Origin of the sequence: Flavobacterium sp. UBA6135 (assembly GCF_002428305.1) — a bacterium.
In the GTDB taxonomy this organism is placed as follows: Bacteria; Bacteroidota; Bacteroidia; order Flavobacteriales; family Flavobacteriaceae; genus Flavobacterium.
In genome coordinates, this window is record NZ_DIVJ01000017.1 from 36,847 (window position 1) to 56,447 (window position 19,601).

The following is a 19,601-nucleotide window of genomic DNA, read 5'->3' on the forward strand; positions in this document are numbered from 1 at the left end:
CATTTTCGAGCTATTTTTTGATAATACATCAAACAATGTGTTTTGTACTTTATAAGTTTTAATTTTACCCAAATAATTAAACTATTTATTATGAAGAAAATTACATTTATGTACTTTATCTTATTGCTTTTGGGAACAATAGGATATAGTCAACAGTTTCAAGTTTCAACCTGTAATGGAGGTGTGGCAGGAAATATTTATGGACCCATGAATAGTGTTGCAACAGCAAATGCTACCAATAGAACAGTTAGTATTTATCCTGCAAGTCAATTGGCAGGAATTTCCGGACAAACTTTAACTAGTGTGTATTTTAGTAGAATTGGGACAGCGGGTCCCATGATCGGTAATCCAAACTTTAAAGTTTATTTCAAGGAAACTACAGATGCAGATTTTGGGGATAATGCACTAGTTTGGACTACAGCAATAACAGGAGCCACTTTGGTTTATGATTCTAATCCAACAGCAAATGTTGGAAGTGCAACCGGCTGGAAAGCTTTTCCACTCACAACAACTTATACCTACTCTGGTAGTCAGAATTTAGTTGTTCTGATGGAATATTCCAATCCTGAAGCAATGGGAAATGCTGTTCAATGGGAATATGAATATTCAAGTCCTTGTATTTCAACAGCTAATAGTAACACTACAAAGTACAGTAATAATACAACGGGTGTTTTAGCTGATAATTTATCAACATCAAATTACAGAAGACCTTGGATAGGATTTGATTTTTTATTAAGTTGTAATGCTCCAACTACTGTTGCAGCTTCTAATATCACTACAACTAGTGCAACTGTGTCATTTATTCCGAGTTCAATACTACCTAGTGAAGGACATGATTATTTTGTGTCAACAATTAATACACCACCGGGTATTTCTGATACACCAACTGGAAGTTTACCCACAGGAAGTGCTATCAATTTGATAGATTTATTACCTAATACGCAATATTATGTTTGGGTAAGAGGGAATTGTGGTGTAACTGACGGATTTAGTACGTTAGCTTCGGGTTCGTTCAGAACTGCATGTGGTGAAGTTACTGAATTTACAGAAGTTTTTGAAGGTTTACCTACCGGAACAACTAGTCCAATGCCTCCATGTTGGGCAAAGGCGGGTGCAGGAGCAGTTTATGTTACTACAGGGAGTGTAGTACCAATGTCTCCTGCAAACAGATTATATATGACCGCTAGCGGAACTACACCTACAGAAAGTTATGCAATCATGCCTGCTGTTTCAAACTTACAAGCAAATACACATAGACTAAGGTTTAAAACCTATTCTATTTCTGGAACCGATAGAACCATGGAGATTGGTTATGTTACAAATCCTGAGGATATAGCTACCTATGTATATTTACAAGACATTAATTTACCGGGAACTGCTGCTGCAAGTGCTGAAGAATTTATTGTGTATCCGGGAGCTTTACCTGCAGGGGTTAAACATTTAGTATTTAAAAATCCAGGCCACCCTGGAGGTGTTAATACCTTATATATTGATGATGTTATTTGGCAACAATCACCATCTTGTTTAGAAGTTTCTAATGTTACCACAACTTTGATTACAGAAAATTCTGCTCAAATAAACTGGACAAATGTTGGCACCGAAACGGCTTGGGATATTGAATATGGTACACCTGGATTTACTCTTGGTAATGGTACAATGGTTTCTGGCGTAGCTACAAATCCTTATGTTTTAACAACGTTATCTTCGAATACAAATTATCAGTATTATATAAGAGCATCTTGTTCTGTTTCTGATCAAAGTGCATGGATGGGACCTTATAATTTTAAAACGCTTTGTGAAACGGTTACAGATTATATTGTAAACTTTGAAGGGTTGCCAACAGGAACAGGAAATTTACCTGATTGTTGGTCAAGATTAGGAACTTCTGCGAATGTTTATACTACAACTACAAGTACAGCTCCAATGTCACCGCCTAATAGGTTATATATGAATATTACTGCATCAACAACCGCTTATGCCTTAATGACGCCGGTTTCTAATTTACAAGCCAATACTCATAAATTAAGATTTAAAGCTTATGCTACTGCAGCTAGTAAAATTCTTCAAGTAGGTTATTTTACTAATCCAACTGATGCTTCTACTTTCGTATCATTAGAAGATTATCAAATGCCTAGTACTGCAGCCTCTACAGCACAAGAATTTCAATTAATTCCAACTGGTGTTCCTGCTGGTGTAACTCAATTAGTATTTGGTATGGTTGCGGGTTCAGCTACTACAATTTATATTGATGATGTGATTTGGGAAATAAACTCACCTTGTCAAGAACCATCAAGTTTGACAGCTACAGGTATTACTTTTGAAAGTGCCGATTTAAGTTGGGCAAATGGTGGAGATGAAACTATTTGGGATATCGAATATGGTGTTCAAGGGTTTCAGTTGGGAACTGGAACACAAGTTTTAGGAGTTAATACAAATCCATATACATTAAATGGATTATTATCAGCTACTACTTATCAATATTATGTGAGAGCAGTTTGTACAGGAAATATACCTAGTGCTTGGTCAGGACCTTTTAGTTTCAAAACAGCATGTACAGATTTTGACGTGTATTCAACTGATTTGTCGGGTCTAGCTACAGGAACAGCTGCTCCTATGCCCGATTGTTGGAGTAAATTAGGAAATGGATCAGTGTATCCTACTACAGGAAGTGTGGCTCCAATGTCACCTACTATTCGTTTGTATATGTTTTCAAGTAGTACAGCAGTTCCTGCTACTGAAGGTTATGCTATTTTACCGGCATTTTCTAATTTAAGTGCAAATTCTCACCGTTTACGTTTTAAAGCTTATGCAACTTTAGCAGGTAGATTTTTAGAATTTGGCTATTTTACTGATCCTTCTGATATTAGTACTTTTGTTTATTTGGATGAAATTAGTTTACCTGGAACAGCCGCAGCTTCTGCTTTAGAATTTGTAATTACTCCTGGAGCTTTACCTACTGGAGTTAAACACTTAGCACTTAAAAATCCTGGATTCCCCGGAAGTACTTCAACAGTATATTTAGATGATTTTATTTGGGAACCTATTCCATCTTGTTTAGAGCCATCTAACTTATTGGCTTCTCAATTGGCTCAAACTTCTGTTTCTTTGAGCTGGAACGCAAGTGGCTCTAATGAGACAGAATGGGATATCGAATATGGAGCACCTGGCTTTACACAGGGATCAGGAACTCTGGTAGCTGGTGTTACATCTAATCCTTATACTTTAGGAGGTTTAACTGAAAACACATCTTATGAATTTTATGTTAGAGCGGTATGTGGTGTATCTGATACTAGCGTTTGGATAGGACCATTTGCATTCAAAACATTATGTTCACCTGTAACAGAATATACTATGGATTTTACAGGTCAAACAACAGGTGTTGGTAACTTACCTAATTGTTGGTTAAGAGCAGGAACTTCAACAAATGTTTACACAACAACAGGAAGTGTTGCTCCAATGTCACCATCGAATCGTCTTTATATGAATATTTCTGCTGTAAATGAAGCTTACGCAATTTTACCTCCGTTTTCAAATATTCAGGCAAATACACATCGTTTGAAATTTAAAGCTTATGCTGCTACTGCAAATAAAGTATTGCAAGTAGGATATTTTACAGATACTCCAAATATTAATACATTTGTAGCTCTCGAAGATTTTCAATTGCCGGGAACAGCGGCAAGCACCGCACTTGAATTTATAATTGCTCCAACTGGAGTTCCGGCTGGTGTATCTCAATTGGTTTTACGTCCGGTTCCCGGAACTGCTTATACTGTATATTTGGATGATTTTGTATGGGAAGCAATACCAACAATAGTCCCTTTATGTGCAACAAATGTTGTTGCAACACCAAACGCAACTTGTGGAAATTATGCTACGCAAATAACTTGGACAGCTGTAGCTGATGCAGATGCATATAGAATTTCTATGGGAACAACACCAGGTGGTACAGATGTTTTAGATAATGTTAATATTGGTCCGGTTACATCTTACACATTTACGGGCAATGCAAATGCAACCTATTATTATACTATTGTGCCTTATAATACATTCGCATCCGCTGTTGGTTGTGTTGAACAAGCTTTTACTACAGCTCTTAATGGATGTGCTTGTGTTGCTTTGCCAACTTCAAATGACGGTGACGGTATTACTAATATTCAAGTAGGAACTACTAATTTCCCTAATGGAGATGTATTTTATTTTGACCATTCTGCAAATGTAGTGGATTTACAACGTGGTGTTAATGCTAATTTACAGGTTTCATATAATACTTTAACGTATGCTTATTATACCTACGTTTGGGTTGATTATAATGATAACTTGACATTTGAACCAAGTGAATTGGTTTATTCAGGGCAAGCTAGTGCAACAAATCCTTCTACTTTAGATGCATCTTTCTTAATTCCAATGTCAGCTCCGCTAGGTCAACATAGAATGAGAATAGGTGGAGTTTGGACTGAGCAAACACCTCCTAATCCATGTTATACAGGGACTTATGGAGTTTATCTTGATTTTATGATTAATGTTGTGACTGATTTAAGTACAAATACGTTTGATTCGTCAAATTTCAAGTATTACCCTAATCCGGTAACTAATACTTTGACAATTTCATATACTAATTCAATTTCTGAAGTAGTTGTTTCAAATTTATTAGGACAACAAATTAGTGCCGTTAAACCTAATGTAACGCAAGCAGACATTGATATGTCTTCTTTACCAAATGGAACGTATTTGGTAAAAGTTACATCAGAAAACCAAACGAAAACTGTTAAAGTAGTTAAACAATAAATAACACATTTGTTTTGTTCGAAAAGCCACGCTTCATGCGTGGCTTTTTGTTTTTGAAAATGTATCTTTGTTAAAAACTAAGTAATGCTTTTTTCAATAATTATACCTGTTTATAACAGACCTGATGAAGTTCATGAATTGCTGGAAAGTCTTTCAGTTCAAGATTTCAATCAATCTTTTGAAATAGTTATTGTTGAAGATGGGTCGTCTATTTCATGTAAAAACATTGTTGATTTGTATGCTGACAAACTAGATATATCCTATTTTTTTAAAGAAAACTCAGGTCCGGGAGATTCTAGAAATTTTGGTATGAGAAATGCAAAAGGTAATTATTATTTGATTTTTGATTCCGATTGTATTATTCCCAGTCACTATTTAACAACTGTTTATCAATCTTTACATCTTGATTTTACAGATTGTTTTGGCGGACCCGATAAAGCTTTAGATTCTTTTTCTTCTATTCAAAAGGCCATAAATTTTTCTATGACTTCTTTTTTAACAACAGGAGGTATTAGAGGTGGCTCTGAAAAAATCAATCAATTTCAACCTCGAAGTTTTAATATGGGGCTTTCCAAAAAAGCTTTTGAAGCTAGTAGTGGGTTTGGAACTATTCATCCGGGAGAAGATCCTGATTTAACAATTCGGTTATGGAAATTGGGATTCAAAACGAAGCTTATTTCTGAAGCTTTTGTATATCATAAAAGAAGAATCGATTGGAATAAGTTTTATACTCAAGTGAATAAATTTGGAAAAGCCAGACCAATTCTAAACAGTTGGCATCCTGAATATGCCAAACCTTCATATTTGTTTCCAACTTTATTTATTATTGGACTAGATATTGCAATTGTACTGCTATTTTTTGGAATTTATTTTCCATTATTTAGCTACGGAGTTTATTTTGTTTTACTTTTTATTGTTTCAATTATAAGTAACAAAAGTGTCAAAATTGCGTTTTTATCAATAGTAGCTACAATAATTCAATTTTATGGTTATGGATTGGGTTTTCTGATATCATTTATTGCTGTTCAAGTAGTGAAGAAAGATCCAAAAAAACAATTTCCTGAATTATTCTTTAAATTAAAATGACAAAAATAATTGGCTTAACGGGCGGCATTGGAAGCGGAAAAACAACGCTTGCCAATTATATTGCCTCCAAAGGAATACCGGTTTACATAGCGGATAATGAAGCAAAGAAATTATTCGAAAGTTCTAAAGTGATAGACGAACTAATTGCAACATTTGGTGAAACAATAAACGATGAAAATGGAATAAATAAAGAAAAATTATCAAAGTTAGTATTTGATTTTCCTGAAAAATTAAAGCAATTAAATGAAATCATCCATCCAAAAGTAGCTGAGCATTTTAAAAAATGGTTGAATTCAAATCAAAATCATCCCATTGTAGTAAAGGAAGCTGCCATTCTATTTGAATCAGGAGCTTTTAAGGACTGCGATATAATTATAACCATCATTGCACCTGAAAAAACTAGAATTCAACGAGTTATAGATAGAGATAAAACTTCAGAGGAATTGGTGAAAAGAAGAATACAGAATCAATGGAGTGATGAACAAAAAATTGCTTTAAGTACTTATGTTGTTTTGAATGAAAATTTGATTGAAGCTAAAAAGCAAATAGATGCCATTATAGTAGAAATTTTAGCATCATAAAATGAATTTGGTGTTAATTTTTGGTTAATCTAACAACAGAACAAATGTTAAAATGTTAAATTTGTAACGATGAATAAATTACTTTTTAGGTTGCTTGTTGTATTGATGAGCATTTCACTTATCGGTATTATTGTTGTTCAAGTTTATTGGTTTAACTCATCTTTTCAGAATAATCAAGAACAGTTTGGGTTTCATGTGAAACAAGTTATTGGCAATGTTGCTACTAAGTTGAAAGAACAAGAAATTATGTCTTTTGTTGAAAAAATTAATCAGTATAAAGACAGCACCGGTAGTGATAAAGTGGATACTGAGTTTTTAGAATTTGGCTATTATCAAAGAAATTCTCAAACTAATGAAACCATAATTTATTCAAATAGTATAATTACGGATGATTTCAGTATTTCACCTTCGTTCTTTGATACAAATTATGATAGTTTACGTGTAAAAAGTTTTTCTTCAAAAAGCAAAACAGAAGTTTATTCAAAAGGAATAGATAAAAATGATTTACAACATAAAACGAGACCTGATTTAAAAATTGAAAAATCCGGAAAATTGGATGTGTTAAAAAAATTGCAATATGAGATTTCATACAATGACATTGCTTTAACCTATCCTATTCAGCGAAGAATTTCTGTTGAGAAATTACAAGAATTATTAAATAAGGAGCTAAAGGAATATGGCGTTGAAACGCCCTTTGAATTTGGAATATATAGCAACGGTTTTGCAACAAAAGTTCGCTCAGAGCAGTTCAAGTTTGATAAAGATAATACCTATAGTGTGCCAATATTTACTGATAATGAGGGGATTAGTAAATACCAATTAATGCTTAGTTTTCCTGAGAAGAAGAAATTTTTATTTTCAAATTTAATAGGAATTACACTATTATCACTTGTTTTTACGTTAATAATAATAATAGCATACACAAGTGCATTAAATCAATTGATAAAACAACGTCAAATTTCTGAAATCAAAACAGATTTTATTAATAACATGACGCATGAGTTTAAAACACCAATTGCAACAATTAATTTGGCATTGGATGCAATTAAAAATCCAAAAGTAATTGAGGATTCAGAAAAAGTGAAACGATATTTACAAATGATTCGTGATGAGAATAAACGAATGCATGCTCAAGTTGAAAATGTTTTGCGAATTTCAAAATTGGAAAAGAAAGAATTAGAAATCAATAAAGAAGCTATTGATATTAATGAAATTATTAATGATGCAATCGAGCACGTTAGCTTAATAATTGAAAATAGAGAGGGAACGATAGAAACACATTTTGATGCAAAAAGAACTAATGTTTTATTGAATGATGTACATTTTACCAATGTGTTTGTAAATATTTTAGATAATGCTATAAAATATTCGCCAGAAAAACCGGTGATTAAAATAGTTACAGAAAACATTAAAGATTTTATAATAATAAAAATAAAAGATCAAGGTGCCGGAATGAGTAAAGTAGCTCAAAAAAGAATTTTTGAAAAATTTTACAGAGAGCACACCGGCGATATTCACAATGTAAAAGGACACGGATTGGGCTTGGCCTACGTAAAAAGAATTGTAGAAGAGCACAATGGTGAGATTTTTGTAGAAAGTGAAAAAGGAAAAGGAAGTACGTTTAGTATAAAGATACCACTTATCAATTAAATACCACTAAAATTAATTAACCTATGGAATTAGAAAACAAAAAAATTCTTTTAGTTGAAGATGATCCAAATTTTGGAGCCATACTAAAAGATTACCTAATGCTAAATGATTTTGATGTCGTTTTGGCAAAAAATGGAATGGAAGGATTTGAAAAATTCAAAAAAGACAGCTATGATTTGTGTATTTTGGATGTTATGATGCCTTACAAAGATGGTTACACTTTGGCGAAAGAAATTCGTGAAAAAAATAAAGAAGTTCCATTGATTTTCTTAACTGCAAAGTCAATGAAAGAAGATGTTTTAAAAGGGTATAAAGTTGGAGCAGATGATTATTTGAACAAACCTTTTGACTCAGAAGTACTATTGATGAAAATCAAAGCTATTATGCAACGCAAACAATCGGAATCTAAAACTGATAATTTGAAGTTTGAATTCCAAATCGGAAAATTTCATTTGAATTCTAAATTGCGATTTTTAACCTTTGGAAGTGATGAACCAATAAAATTGTCTCCAAAAGAAAATGAGTTATTGAAAATGTTAGCTCTTCATGAAAACGATTTAATGCCACGTGAGTTGGCTTTAACAAAAATCTGGAGAGATGATAATTATTTCACCTCAAGAAGTATGGATGTTTATATCGCCAAACTACGTAAATATTTGAAATTGGATGAGGATGTAGAAATTCTTAATATCCACGGAGAAGGTTTCCGTTTGGTAGTTAAAAATAAAGTAGTTTAAAAATTAAAAAGTCTCAGTAATGAGACTTTTTTTTTGAAAAATAATTATTCTAATTCAAGTGCAAAGCAGATTTTTCCGTTTTTTATAACCGTAAATTGCATTGGATTTTTTGTTGAAGAGGCATTTATAGAAATTTCATCTTGCCAATGCAATTCCCTCAAATAATTCATCTCAAAAGCTTTGATTTTATTTTTTAGGATTAGATTTGGATCAACACAATCCAAGCACCACTCCAGATATTTTACATTATTAGCGTGGTTGACAATATCCAAATCAGAAAGTAAAACGGTTTTGTTTTTTAAAAATACCATTTCTGTATTCAAATTTATTTTTTCGAATAATTTTGAAGTGGGAAGTCTATTGGGATATAATTCAAAATGATCAAATGGCAAAGCCAAGGTTTGTGGTTTTCTTAGTTGGGTATTTAAAACAACCCAAAAGGTGAGAGCTCCTACTAATTTTGTAGCACCAACATAAAGTTCTAAAGCACGAATTGACCTAGAATCTTTCATTTCAACGATCCAAGTTTTTACAGTAACAACATCTCGCCATTTTGGTAAACCTGAAACTTCAACACGCATTCTACTCAATACCCAAGCTTGATGGAATGTTTGCATGTCACTAAAACTCAATCCGCCCATTTCTGCATGAAATCCTGCTGTAAGTTGTAAAATATTACAGAGTTCAGTTAGTTTTAACTGCCCGTTTGGATAACACTGAATGAAATTAATTTCCCAGTCTTTAGAAAATTCGGAGGTAAAATTGGGTGTGATTGGCATTTGTCTAAATTTTTATTCTACTTCGAACGTAAACGTATTACTTTCAATTCCATTAAAATCAGTATACATCGCAAACACAGTGTAATTACAACCTACGGGTTCTACATGATAGGAAGATATATTGGTAATTTTTAAAGTGTAAGTTCCTGATTCTAAAAGTTTAATTCCGATTTTACTCTTATACTGCTCACCATCTTTAACTAAAATAATAGTATTAAAAAGTGCTTCACCTTGTTCAATTATCGTTGAATTCTGATTTAAAAAAATATAGTTAAAATCATTAAAAGCGGATAATTTAATTAATTCAATGTAATAGGAAAGTTTTTCATCCTTTGCAAATAAATCTACAGTGGTGTTCGATTCGTTTATGGTTTGAAACCGATCAACAGTTGAGGAAAGCCACAGCACATCATTCATATTATAAACGGGTTGACTATTTTCAATCGTTATCAAATCAGGTTTTTCAATTTCCGTAAAACCTCCACAAGGTGCGTCATCTTCAACGCAACGCAACGCAAGTAAAAAAGGGAATAAAGCAAGAATAAAGATAATTTTTTTCATAAAGTTTTTAATTTAGTTTTAACCCAATAGTAAGGTTTATAGAATGTGAGTGATTAAAATAATCTTTAAATTCAGGAGTTGTATTGACATTCAAATGATAATAATTATATCCTACATTTGAGAATACAGCAAGCCCATCACTAAAATTATAGAGAACATCAACCCCAATTCCTATAGTAGAACCTTTTTGATTGCCATAAAATTTTGAACCACTTTTTTGTCTTAAATCAACTGTACCGTATTTTATTTGTGGATCAAAGGTAAATCTTTCGGAAGTATAAACTCTATAGGAAAGTAAACCTCTAAAAGAGTTCATATTTGTTTTGTCAATATTTCCACCAATAGCAAAATCAGCAACTTTTGAAGTGTTTTTTTCAAATTCAAAGCCTAAAATAAAATTAGTATAGCGTAGTAAATTTAATTTTAAAACGGCTCCCACAGCATGCTTTTTATGACCTTTTGATAAATAATTATCTCCCAAAAAAACGTGATTTATAAATCCAATCCCTAATTCTGTTTTAAATCTTAACCCTTCTTCATTTTGTCCCCAAGCAAATGATGATAGTAACAAGAATGAATAAATATACTTTTTCATACTAAAAGGTTAACGTGTATTCAGTTATATCAGAGCCATCAATGAGTAAGCTTTCTTCAAAATTTAAAACTGTATTTGTTGTTCTATTTATAACTTCCCATTTAATAATTAATGTTTGATTTTTTTTTACCAATGGATACAATTCATAATTAAAAAAGTCGTAGTAGTCAAGTGGTTTAAAAAAACTAATTTCATTCGTAAAATCGCCTTCATAACTTATACTGAGCAATTCAGAGTTGGGTGTAACTTGATTTATAGTTACAAAAAGTCGCGATAAGTCTGATGCAGTATATAGAAATGAATTTTCAAGGTTTAATTCAAAATCAATAAAATCTTCTGAAACAATATTTCTGATTTGTCTTTTGTTATATGGATTAAATTCACCATCATTAATTTCCACAATTATTTCGTCGTAATTTAATTTTGGCTTAGGAATTACCATTAAATATTCGCCTTCAGAATTTGTGTTGGTAACACCTATAAAATTTGTTTCACCACCGGAATAATATATAAAAGCAGCTCCGCCACCTTCTCTTGAAACATAAAGTTTAACTTCATGATTGACCAAAGGTTGATTATTTTCGAGAAGAATTTTCCCTTTGACAACTAATTTTGTTTCTCCATCATATTCAATGCCACAAGAAATGAAATTGAAAACGATCAAAAAAAGTAAGATTTTTTTCATTAGGTGTTTTTCAAAAGATGCAATTTTATACAAAAGGTTGTGTTAAGAAATCATCATTTTAATCAAATCTATAATTTTAGATCTATCACCTTCATAATCAAACCATTTGACTTTTTCTGTTCGTTTAAACCACGTTAATTGTCGTTTGGCAAATCGGCGTGTGTTTTTTTTGATTTCTTCAACAGCAAAATCTAAAGTTGTTTTTTCGTCAAAATAATCAAATAGTTCACGATAACCAACCGTTTGCAGAGCATTCAGATGTTTGTTTGGATATAAATTTTTGGCCTCTTCCAATAAACCGTCGTTTAGCATTATGTCAACTCTACGATTAATACGATCATACATAATTTCTCTTTCAGCTTCCAAACCAATAACAATCGGAACAAAATTTCGCTTATTTTTTTTCTGATTTAAAAAAGAAGAATACGGTTTTTCGGTACCGATACAAACTTCTACAAAACGCATCATTCGTTGTGGGTTTTGTAGGGTTTGCGGATTTTCAATACTTATCTTTTCAAAATAAATGGGATCTAATTCTTTTAATTTTTTTTGTAAAAATGCTAAACCGCTTGCTTCAAATTCTCGTTTAATTTCTTCCCTGATTTTTGGTTCAATTTCAGGAAAATCATCAAAACCTTTCAAAATAGCATCCACATACAAACCAGAACCGCCAACCATAATTTGAATGTTGTTCTTTTCAAATAATTCATCCAATTTCAAAATGGCTTCACGTTCAAAATCACCAACTGAATAATTTTCAAAAATCGATTTTGTTTGAATAAAATGATGCGTTGCAGCTTTCAGTTCTTCATCAGATGGAACAGCTGTTCCAATTCTCATTTCTTTATAAAATTGTCTGCTGTCACAAGAAATAATTTCACATTTGAAATGATTGGCTAAAGCGATGCTTAAAGCTGTTTTTCCAATGGCAGTGGGGCCAATTATGGTAATGAGAAAATTTGAATTTTCCAAGTTTTTGAAATTTATGAATTTTTGCCTAACGCATTACCACACTGGTCGCAAAATTTTGAATTTTCAGCATGGTTTTTTTTGCCACAATTTAAGCAGTCATTTGGAACTGTTTCTAGACCTCTTTGGTATTCAGATTTTGCAAATTCAGCAGTAACAATTCCGGTTGGAACTGCAATAATACCATAACCCATAATCATGACAAATGAAGCAATAAATTGACCCAGTGGTGTAACAGGAGTAATGTCGCCAAAACCTACAGTGGTTAGTGTTACAATACACCAATATATACTGATTGGAATACTCGTGAAACCTGATTCTTTTCCTTCTATAACATACATTAGCGAGCCTATCAGAATACAACTAATCAGTACAAAATAGATGAAGGCAATAATTTTTCCACGACTTGCAATGAGTGATTTTCGAAGTTGGAGTGATTGACCTGAAAAATGGGGATGGTTTAAGATTTTAAATAATCGCAATAATCGCAAGGCTCTAATGACTGCAAACAAATTAGAACTCGCAAAGAAATAGCTCAAATACATCGGAAGAATGGCAATCAAATCAATGATTCCATAAAAACTAAAAATGTAACGTTTAGGTTTATCAATGCAGATGATTCTTAGGATATATTCAATGCTAAAAAAAATAGTGATTATCCATTCCAAAAAAAGAATTTGGTTATGATATTTTACATCAAATCCTTCAATCGTTTCAAGCATTACTAACAAAACACTTAAAAAAATTAAACCCAAAAGTATTAAATCAAACATTCTACCGGCAACGGTATTGGTGCCATATATTATGATATGGGTTTTTTGCTTGAAAATTTCAAAAGGTGTTTTTTGTGATTTCATTTAGATTTAAAAATCAATTAAGCTAAGATACTCTAAAATTTAATAATTTTCATCACTTTGTGTTTTCTGAGATAGCCTTGAATAATATTTCGGGTATCCCGATTGTTTTGCATTGGAATAAGAATGTTTTTTAAAACTTCAATATTTGTTATTTGATAATTTAAATCATAAAAACAATAGCCTTTATAAATGCCATTTTCAATCAAAACTGCTGAACGTTCTTGTAAACTTCTACCACGGTCAATAATAACCATGTTTTCATTTTCAAACAAATTGGATTCAATAAATTCTTGAACTCTATCATTGTATTCTTCCGGTGAAACTTCACCAATACAGGCTCCATCACATTCTTTTATTTTGTATTTAAAACAAGCATTTTTGGTGTCATACAAGCCATTAATTTTCTGGCATAAATTAAACTGATCTGTAATTTTAAACAAAGAATTTTTTCCTTCTTGAAGTGAGGTATATGAAGTTATTTCCTTTTTTCGCCCATCTGCTTTTTGAATTAAAAGACTCAAGTAGCCATTTTCATCTTTAACAGGATACAAAGCCCATTGAAACAATGTTTTTCGTTGCGAACGGTTGTAAATAGGTTTGTTGATTTTAATTTCTTCGCTTTCTTTTAACAAACCAATTAATTCGCTGCCGGTTTCTTCAAAAGTTACGGCATAAACTTCCAATTGTATTTTTTTACATTTATTTGTTGTTCCTGTAAAATGTTGATTAACACGTTTTTTGATGTTTTTACTTTTGCCAATGTAAATTAAGTCACCTTTTTCATTATGTATGTAATAAATTCCTGTTTTGGAAGGTAGATTTTCTACAATATCCAATAATTTGGGTGACATACCGGATTTAATTTCCGTTTTTACCAAACTTTTCACGATTTCCTTTTCAACATCCTGAGCCAAAAGCATTTTGAATAATTTCACTGTAGCCATGGCATCACCACTTGCCCGATGACGATCTGCCATGGGAATACCAAGAGCACGAACTAATTTCCCTAAACTATAGGATTCATGACCGGGTAATAATTTTTTGGATAATTCAACCGTGCAAAGTGTTTGTTTTTGAAATTTAAAACCCAATCGTCTGAATTCCGTTTGCAAAATTCGGTAGTCAAACGAAGCGTTATGTGCAACTATAATGCAACCTTCTGTCATTTCAATGATGCGTTTGGCCACCTCATAAAATTTAGGAGCCGAACGAAGCATGGCATTGTTAATTCCGGTTAATTTCACCACAAACGGCTGAATTGGAATTTCAGGATTTACCAAACTAATGAATTGATCCACAACCTCGTGCCCATCAAATTTATAGATGGCGATTTCGGTTATTCCTTCTTCGTTGTATTGACCTCCGGTGGTTTCTATGTCTAAAATTGCGTACATTTTCAATGGCAATATCAAAAATCAATATCAATATCAAAAATCAAATGCAATGTCAATATCAAAAATCAATTTTTTAACTATTCCTTAAAATTGTTTTTTGATATTGTCATTGGTATTGTTATTGCTTTTTGATATTGATATTGAGTTACTTTTTATTAATTATCATTTTTGATGAAATAGCTATTAACTCTTCAACTTCTTTTAAAAGTAAAATTCTAGTATTTTCATCACCTTCTTTAATGTAGTTTAATATTTTTAAAGAGTTTCTAGATTCTTTTAATTCTTTTACAACTAAGGTTAACTTAAAAATGAAATCTTTATCACTTATTGTTCCTTGGGCTTCTCCAAAATTTAAAGAGGAACTTCCGGAAGATCTAATTAGTTGATTTTTATAATATTCATTTTCAAATGATTTATTCAATTGTCTTGTAAAGAAAATACATTCTCCTGCAAAACGAACTAATCTATCTTCAAAATTGAAAATTTTCTCACTAAAGATATTATTTTCCTCCATTTAATAATTGGTTTTTGAAATTGAAATTGATTTTTGATATTGTAATTGATTTTTGATATTGTAATTGATTTTTGATATTGTAATTAATTTTTGATATTGTAATTGATTTTTGATATTGCCATTGATTTTTGATATTGAAGTTGATTTTTGCCATTGAATTTTACCTGCCGCCAAAAATACTACTTCCAATTCGAACCATGTTACTTCCGCATTCGATGGCGAGTTGATAATCACCGCTCATTCCCATGGATAAAGTTTCAAGTTTCAAGTTTGAAGTTTCAAGTTGTTTGAGTTGATCAAAAATCGATTTTAAATGTAAAAATTCACGTTTAATTTGTTCTTGATTTTCGGTAAAAGTAGCCATTCCCATCAAGCCAACAATTCGAATGTTACTGAATGACGCATTATCATTCTGAACTTGTTTTAGAATCTCATCCAATTCTTTTTCATCCAAACCAAATTTGGTGTCTTCTTCTGCAATGTGAATTTGCAATAAACAATCTACTTTTTTACGCCATTTTGCAGCTAAACGGTTGATTTCTTTTAGCAATTTCAAACTATCCACTCCGTGAATTAAACTCACATACGGAATCATGTATTTCACTTTATTTGACTGAACATGACCAATCATGTGCCACTGAATATCTTTAGGCATTTGTTCCCACTTTTCGGTCATTTCTTGGATTTTGTTTTCGCCAAAAATACGTTGACCTGCGTGGTAAGCTTCCATTAAATCCGTAACCGGTTTGGTTTTGGAAACGGCAACTAAGGTTACGTGAGATGGAAGTGAGGATTTTATTTTAGAAATATTTTCAGTTATATTCATTTTCAAATTTTCAAATTGGCACATTATCTCATCATAACTCATACACAATCAATCCACTTCTAAACTTAGGTTCGATATATGTACTCTTCGGTGGCATAATCAAATTATTATCTGCCAAGGCTTTAATTTCAGAAATATCAGAAGGATAAAGCATAAAACCTACTTCAAATTCACCTTCGTCAATCAATTCTTTGAGGGTTAAAATCGATTGCTTTCCCGGAATGTATTCAATGCGTTCGTCATTTCGTAAGTCTTCAATTCCCAATAAAGGTTGCAATACTTTATCATATAAAATTTGAGCATCCAAGTTTTCTAAAATGGTTGGATTGCTATTTTCCAATTTATAAAATAAAGCATAAAAGTTGCCATCTAAATACATCCCAAATTCAAACTTGCTCTGAGGTTTCCATAATTCTTGTTCTTTGTTTTTTATGATAAAATGTTCGTCTAATCGGGCTAAAAAATCATTGACTTCATAACCGTTTAAATCGTGGATAATTCGATTGAATTCATAAATTTTTACTTCACTTTCTGCAATTAGAAAACTCATAAAATAGTTTAGATTTTTATTTCCAGAGGTTTTAAATTCATCATATAACAACTCTGCCGAAGCCGAACGGTGGTGACCATCAGCAATATACAATTCCGGGATTTTTTCAAATTGTTGTTGCAACCACAAGATGTCATTATCCAAATCTACTCGCCACAACGTATGTTTTTCTTTATTTGTTGTTGAAAAATGATATATCGAAGGTTCTTTTTTCTTGTTTAAAATCCAATTAGTTAATGATTCATTATCAGGATAAGTAATCAAAACCGGTTCTGTATTAAAACCCGTTTGATGCAAATAATCTTTAAACAACTCCACTCGATACTGCAACGTATCTTCGTGTTTTTTAATGACATTATTTTTATAATCGTCAATCGAAGTTCCGGCAACAATTCCGGTAAACGAATTGCTTTTGGTTTGAATTTCATAAACAAAGAAAACCGACTTTTCTTCTTCCACAAAAATTTTATCGTCTTTAAAATCTTGGTATTTGTGAGCAACACCTTTGAAACGTTTATCTAACGTAATTTTCTGCGAATGTACATACGCAGGATGAATTACATGCAAAAACGAATACGGATTAAAACTCAACCAAGCTGCTAGTTCAGCCGAACTGTAATCATCATAATTTCTGCATGTAACTAAAGCAACTTTATCTGCGGTAGGACGAACGGCTTTGAAGGGGATTATTTTGCTCATTTTTAGAAATAAAAAGAACCGTAAAGTTACAAATTAAACAAATGTAACAATACGGTTAGTGTTCTAAAAAATTATTTTAAAATTATGTAATCTTTTCGGGATTAAAACTTAAATTCAAATGAAAAATTAACGGTATTAATCTCTTCCATTTTTCTTTCAGCACCATTTTTTTTCATTTTCGTAAAATCGGATTGCGATTCAAAGCCAATTCCAAAATTTATATTTTCAGAAACGCCAAATCTCACACCCAGATTGAAGCCTAATCCTGCATTCCACCCTTGGTTTTTGTTTTTGAATGTCTCATCAACAGTTTGAATTTCTTCTTTCATTAAAGAGTTCGCATAAATACCAATACCACCGTAAGTGGAGAGTTTACTGTCTAATTGCTTTTCAAGAATAGTTAGTGAATAATTAAGGTATAACGGAATTCTTAAATAAGTTTGTTGCAACGCATAACTTTCTCCGGCACTAACGCCATTGGCATTAAAATCCATCATTCCAATACCGGTGCTAAAAGATGTTCCTGATGGAAGTCGGTAAAAGAAAAGTAAATCGCCCGAATTTATGCTACCATTTAGATTTACCATTTCGTTTTGAATAAGTTTTGCAAATCCAATTTTTGCATTTAGATTTAAACCTACTTCCGATTTTTTTGGTTCTTCTTGAGCCTTAGCTGCTAATGTTATTAATGCTATAAACAGCGTAAAAATTGTTTTTTTCATTTGTATTTAATTTAGTGGTTAAAAAAAGTTTTATTATCATATTGACTGTTGTTGCAAGAATTATAAATAATAGGTGCGTTTTATAATACTTTAGTAGAATATTCAATTATTTTTGAAACCCAAACATCTCGTTCATTTTCAGCAACAAAAAATTTGAACTCTTCATTTGCTTTTTGAATAATAAAAATATTGTGGATAAAACCATAAGTATTTTGTTTCTCTACTTCGGTAATTTTGTTTAAAGGAATTTCGACAAACGTTTTTTTGGAATTTAGATTGTGGGGTTTAAATACCAGTCTTTTTGTAGTAAGTACAAGTTTTCCTCCCGCTGAAAAATTGCTTTTTAACGTTGAAGCACCTTCATGTACTAATTGTTCGTCCTCTTTTAGCTCAATAATTGTTTTTTTTAGAACCCTATCGGTTGCAATTTTAGTAATTACCGGGAAAAGAATACCCATAAATATTCCAAAAAAAGTAGCATTAAAAATAAATTGCCAAGTGTTGAACTTTTCTCCCCAAATTAATCCAAACAGAGCCATTATACTTGCATATGTAAACCCCATAATAATTGTTTGCACAATCATTAATTTTAAATTCAATTTTACCATATTTTTTTAGATTTTTTTACAATGCAATATTACAATGCAGTAAAATATCAAAATTGTAAAATTGAGACAATACAAATTTTAATCTTCAAAATACCAATACGTATCTTCCATGCCGAGGTGTGAAACTTTAGATAGTAATGTGTTCGGCGTTTCTTTAGTAATTGATTTAAAGTGCTTTATAAAGTGAGCTTGATCGTAATACATACTAAATAAAGCAACGTCAGTTAGATTTGTTTTTTCTTTATTTTGATGAAAAAAATTAAAAGCTTGTCGGAACATCACCATTTTTCTGTATTCCTCAACCGACATAAAAGTATGTTTGTTAAATAAACGGAGTAGAGTTTTTCGATTAACATTTAGTTTCTCTGATAATTCGGCCACTTTAATGCCACCATTGGAAATTATAATTTCACCAACAGCTTTCTTAACAATTGGTTCGTCAAAAGGCTTGAGTTTTTTTTCAAAAAAATCATCTAATAAATTAACTTTTTTTTCTACTTCTTTTACAGCATAAACTTGACTTAAAATAAACTTGAATTCCTCTCCAAAATGGGAAAAATTTCCAAAATCGAATGTAATTATTTCATAAAGAGGCTTTTCTAAGAAATGATTTATACCTAAAGGATTAAAAACAATACCAATTTTATCAAAAGCACCGCTTATACTTACTTTTATGCTTTTTTCTTTATTAATGGAATATAGCGGTTGAAGACCACTATTTTTTGATGGTTTTATAGTAGATTCATCATTTGATATTATAACTTCTGAATCTTTATAAACCGTTATTGCATGCTTGTAATTAGGGTAGAAAATAAAGTTTTTTTGATAATTCTGGTCTTCTGATTTGTGTAAATAGTAATACGAAATGTACTTGCTTATCTTGTTTGATGCAGGTTTTTGTGTAATAAAAATATCATTGTCCTTTTTTGAATCTTCCAAGATGATTTAAGTTAAAATCTTAAAATTGAATAAATGAAAAGTTTTTATTTATTGAAGTTGTTTA

Annotated in this window: 18 protein-coding genes; 5 read left to right on the forward strand and 13 right to left on the reverse strand. The window is 31.5% G+C overall.

The genetic code is table 11. The features are described 5' to 3' along the window. The first annotated feature begins 90 nt into the window (after positions 1 to 90). From B3L86_RS05090 to B3L86_RS05110, 5 genes are all read left to right on the forward strand, one after another. Positions 91 to 4,785, forward strand: a complete 4,695-nt coding sequence (locus B3L86_RS05090; protein WP_291115810.1) for a fibronectin type III domain-containing protein — start codon at positions 91 to 93, stop codon at positions 4,783 to 4,785. A gap of 84 nt (positions 4,786 to 4,869) precedes the next feature. Beyond that, complete coding sequence (locus B3L86_RS05095) at positions 4,870 to 5,871, forward strand: glycosyltransferase (protein WP_291115813.1); 1,002 nt, start codon at positions 4,870 to 4,872, stop codon at positions 5,869 to 5,871. Then, complete coding sequence (gene coaE / locus B3L86_RS05100; protein ID WP_291115814.1) at positions 5,868 to 6,452, forward strand: dephospho-CoA kinase; 585 nt, start codon at positions 5,868 to 5,870, stop codon at positions 6,450 to 6,452. Before B3L86_RS05095 ends, coaE begins: the two co-directional genes overlap by 4 nt. Before the next feature lie 69 nt (positions 6,453 to 6,521). Next, on the forward strand, positions 6,522 to 8,102 hold the full coding sequence (locus B3L86_RS05105) for a sensor histidine kinase (protein ID WP_291115817.1): 1,581 nt from the start codon (positions 6,522 to 6,524) through the stop codon (positions 8,100 to 8,102). A 23-nt stretch (positions 8,103 to 8,125) separates the two neighbouring features. Next, entirely contained in the window at positions 8,126 to 8,839 is a 714-nt protein-coding gene (locus tag B3L86_RS05110) for a response regulator transcription factor (RefSeq protein ID WP_291115819.1), read from the forward strand. Between the two features lie 44 nt (positions 8,840 to 8,883). Here B3L86_RS05110 and B3L86_RS05115 read toward each other — a convergent pair whose 3' ends face one another. The 13 genes from B3L86_RS05115 to B3L86_RS05175 all read right to left on the reverse strand — a co-directional run bounded on the left by B3L86_RS05115 (position 8,884) and on the right by B3L86_RS05175 (position 19,537). After that, on the reverse strand, positions 8,884 to 9,618 hold the full coding sequence (locus tag B3L86_RS05115; protein WP_291115821.1) for an acyl-[acyl-carrier-protein] thioesterase: 735 nt from the start codon (positions 9,616 to 9,618) through the stop codon (positions 8,884 to 8,886). Between the two features lie 12 nt (positions 9,619 to 9,630). Next, positions 9,631 to 10,179: a hypothetical protein gene (locus B3L86_RS05120; RefSeq protein WP_291115824.1), complete on the reverse strand. Its 549-nt coding sequence runs from the start codon at positions 10,177 to 10,179 to the stop codon at positions 9,631 to 9,633. 7 nt (positions 10,180 to 10,186) lie between these two features. After that, positions 10,187 to 10,774 carry an outer membrane beta-barrel protein gene (locus B3L86_RS05125; protein WP_291115827.1) on the reverse strand — a complete coding sequence of 196 codons (588 nt, stop codon included), beginning with the start codon at positions 10,772 to 10,774 and terminating at the stop codon, positions 10,187 to 10,189. Between the two features lies 1 nt (position 10,775). Then, a complete protein-coding gene (locus B3L86_RS05130) occupies positions 10,776 to 11,459 on the reverse strand; it encodes a hypothetical protein (protein ID WP_291115829.1) in 684 nt (227 codons plus the stop codon). Between the two features lie 42 nt (positions 11,460 to 11,501). Beyond that, entirely contained in the window at positions 11,502 to 12,431 is a 930-nt protein-coding gene (miaA, locus tag B3L86_RS05135) for a tRNA (adenosine(37)-N6)-dimethylallyltransferase MiaA (RefSeq protein ID WP_291115831.1), read from the reverse strand. An 11-nt stretch (positions 12,432 to 12,442) separates the two neighbouring features. Next, entirely contained in the window at positions 12,443 to 13,285 is an 843-nt protein-coding gene (locus B3L86_RS05140; RefSeq protein WP_291115834.1) for an ion transporter, read from the reverse strand. A 32-nt stretch (positions 13,286 to 13,317) separates the two neighbouring features. Beyond that, the gene (locus B3L86_RS05145; protein WP_291115837.1) at positions 13,318 to 14,679 is read right to left on the reverse strand and encodes an exonuclease domain-containing protein; all 1,362 of its coding nucleotides are present in this window, start codon (positions 14,677 to 14,679) and stop codon (positions 13,318 to 13,320) included. A gap of 145 nt (positions 14,680 to 14,824) precedes the next feature. Continuing rightward, entirely contained in the window at positions 14,825 to 15,193 is a 369-nt protein-coding gene (locus B3L86_RS05150; RefSeq protein ID WP_291115840.1) for a four helix bundle protein, read from the reverse strand. 160 nt (positions 15,194 to 15,353) lie between these two features. After that, positions 15,354 to 16,019, reverse strand: a complete 666-nt coding sequence (locus tag B3L86_RS05155; RefSeq protein ID WP_291115843.1) for a YggS family pyridoxal phosphate-dependent enzyme — start codon at positions 16,017 to 16,019, stop codon at positions 15,354 to 15,356. 31 nt (positions 16,020 to 16,050) lie between these two features. After that, the gene (locus B3L86_RS05160) at positions 16,051 to 17,268 is read right to left on the reverse strand and encodes a DUF1015 domain-containing protein (RefSeq protein ID WP_291115846.1); all 1,218 of its coding nucleotides are present in this window, start codon (positions 17,266 to 17,268) and stop codon (positions 16,051 to 16,053) included. Positions 17,269 to 17,369: 101 nt separating this feature from the next. After that, complete coding sequence (locus B3L86_RS05165; RefSeq protein ID WP_291115849.1) at positions 17,370 to 17,990, reverse strand: outer membrane beta-barrel protein; 621 nt, start codon at positions 17,988 to 17,990, stop codon at positions 17,370 to 17,372. Between the two features lie 80 nt (positions 17,991 to 18,070). Further along, on the reverse strand, positions 18,071 to 18,568 hold the full coding sequence (locus B3L86_RS05170) for a GRAM domain-containing protein (protein ID WP_291115851.1): 498 nt from the start codon (positions 18,566 to 18,568) through the stop codon (positions 18,071 to 18,073). A gap of 108 nt (positions 18,569 to 18,676) precedes the next feature. Then, positions 18,677 to 19,537 (reverse strand): helix-turn-helix domain-containing protein, encoded by an 861-nt coding sequence (locus B3L86_RS05175; protein WP_291115853.1) that lies wholly within the window; start codon positions 19,535 to 19,537, stop codon positions 18,677 to 18,679. Positions 19,538 to 19,601: the final 64 nt, after the last annotated feature.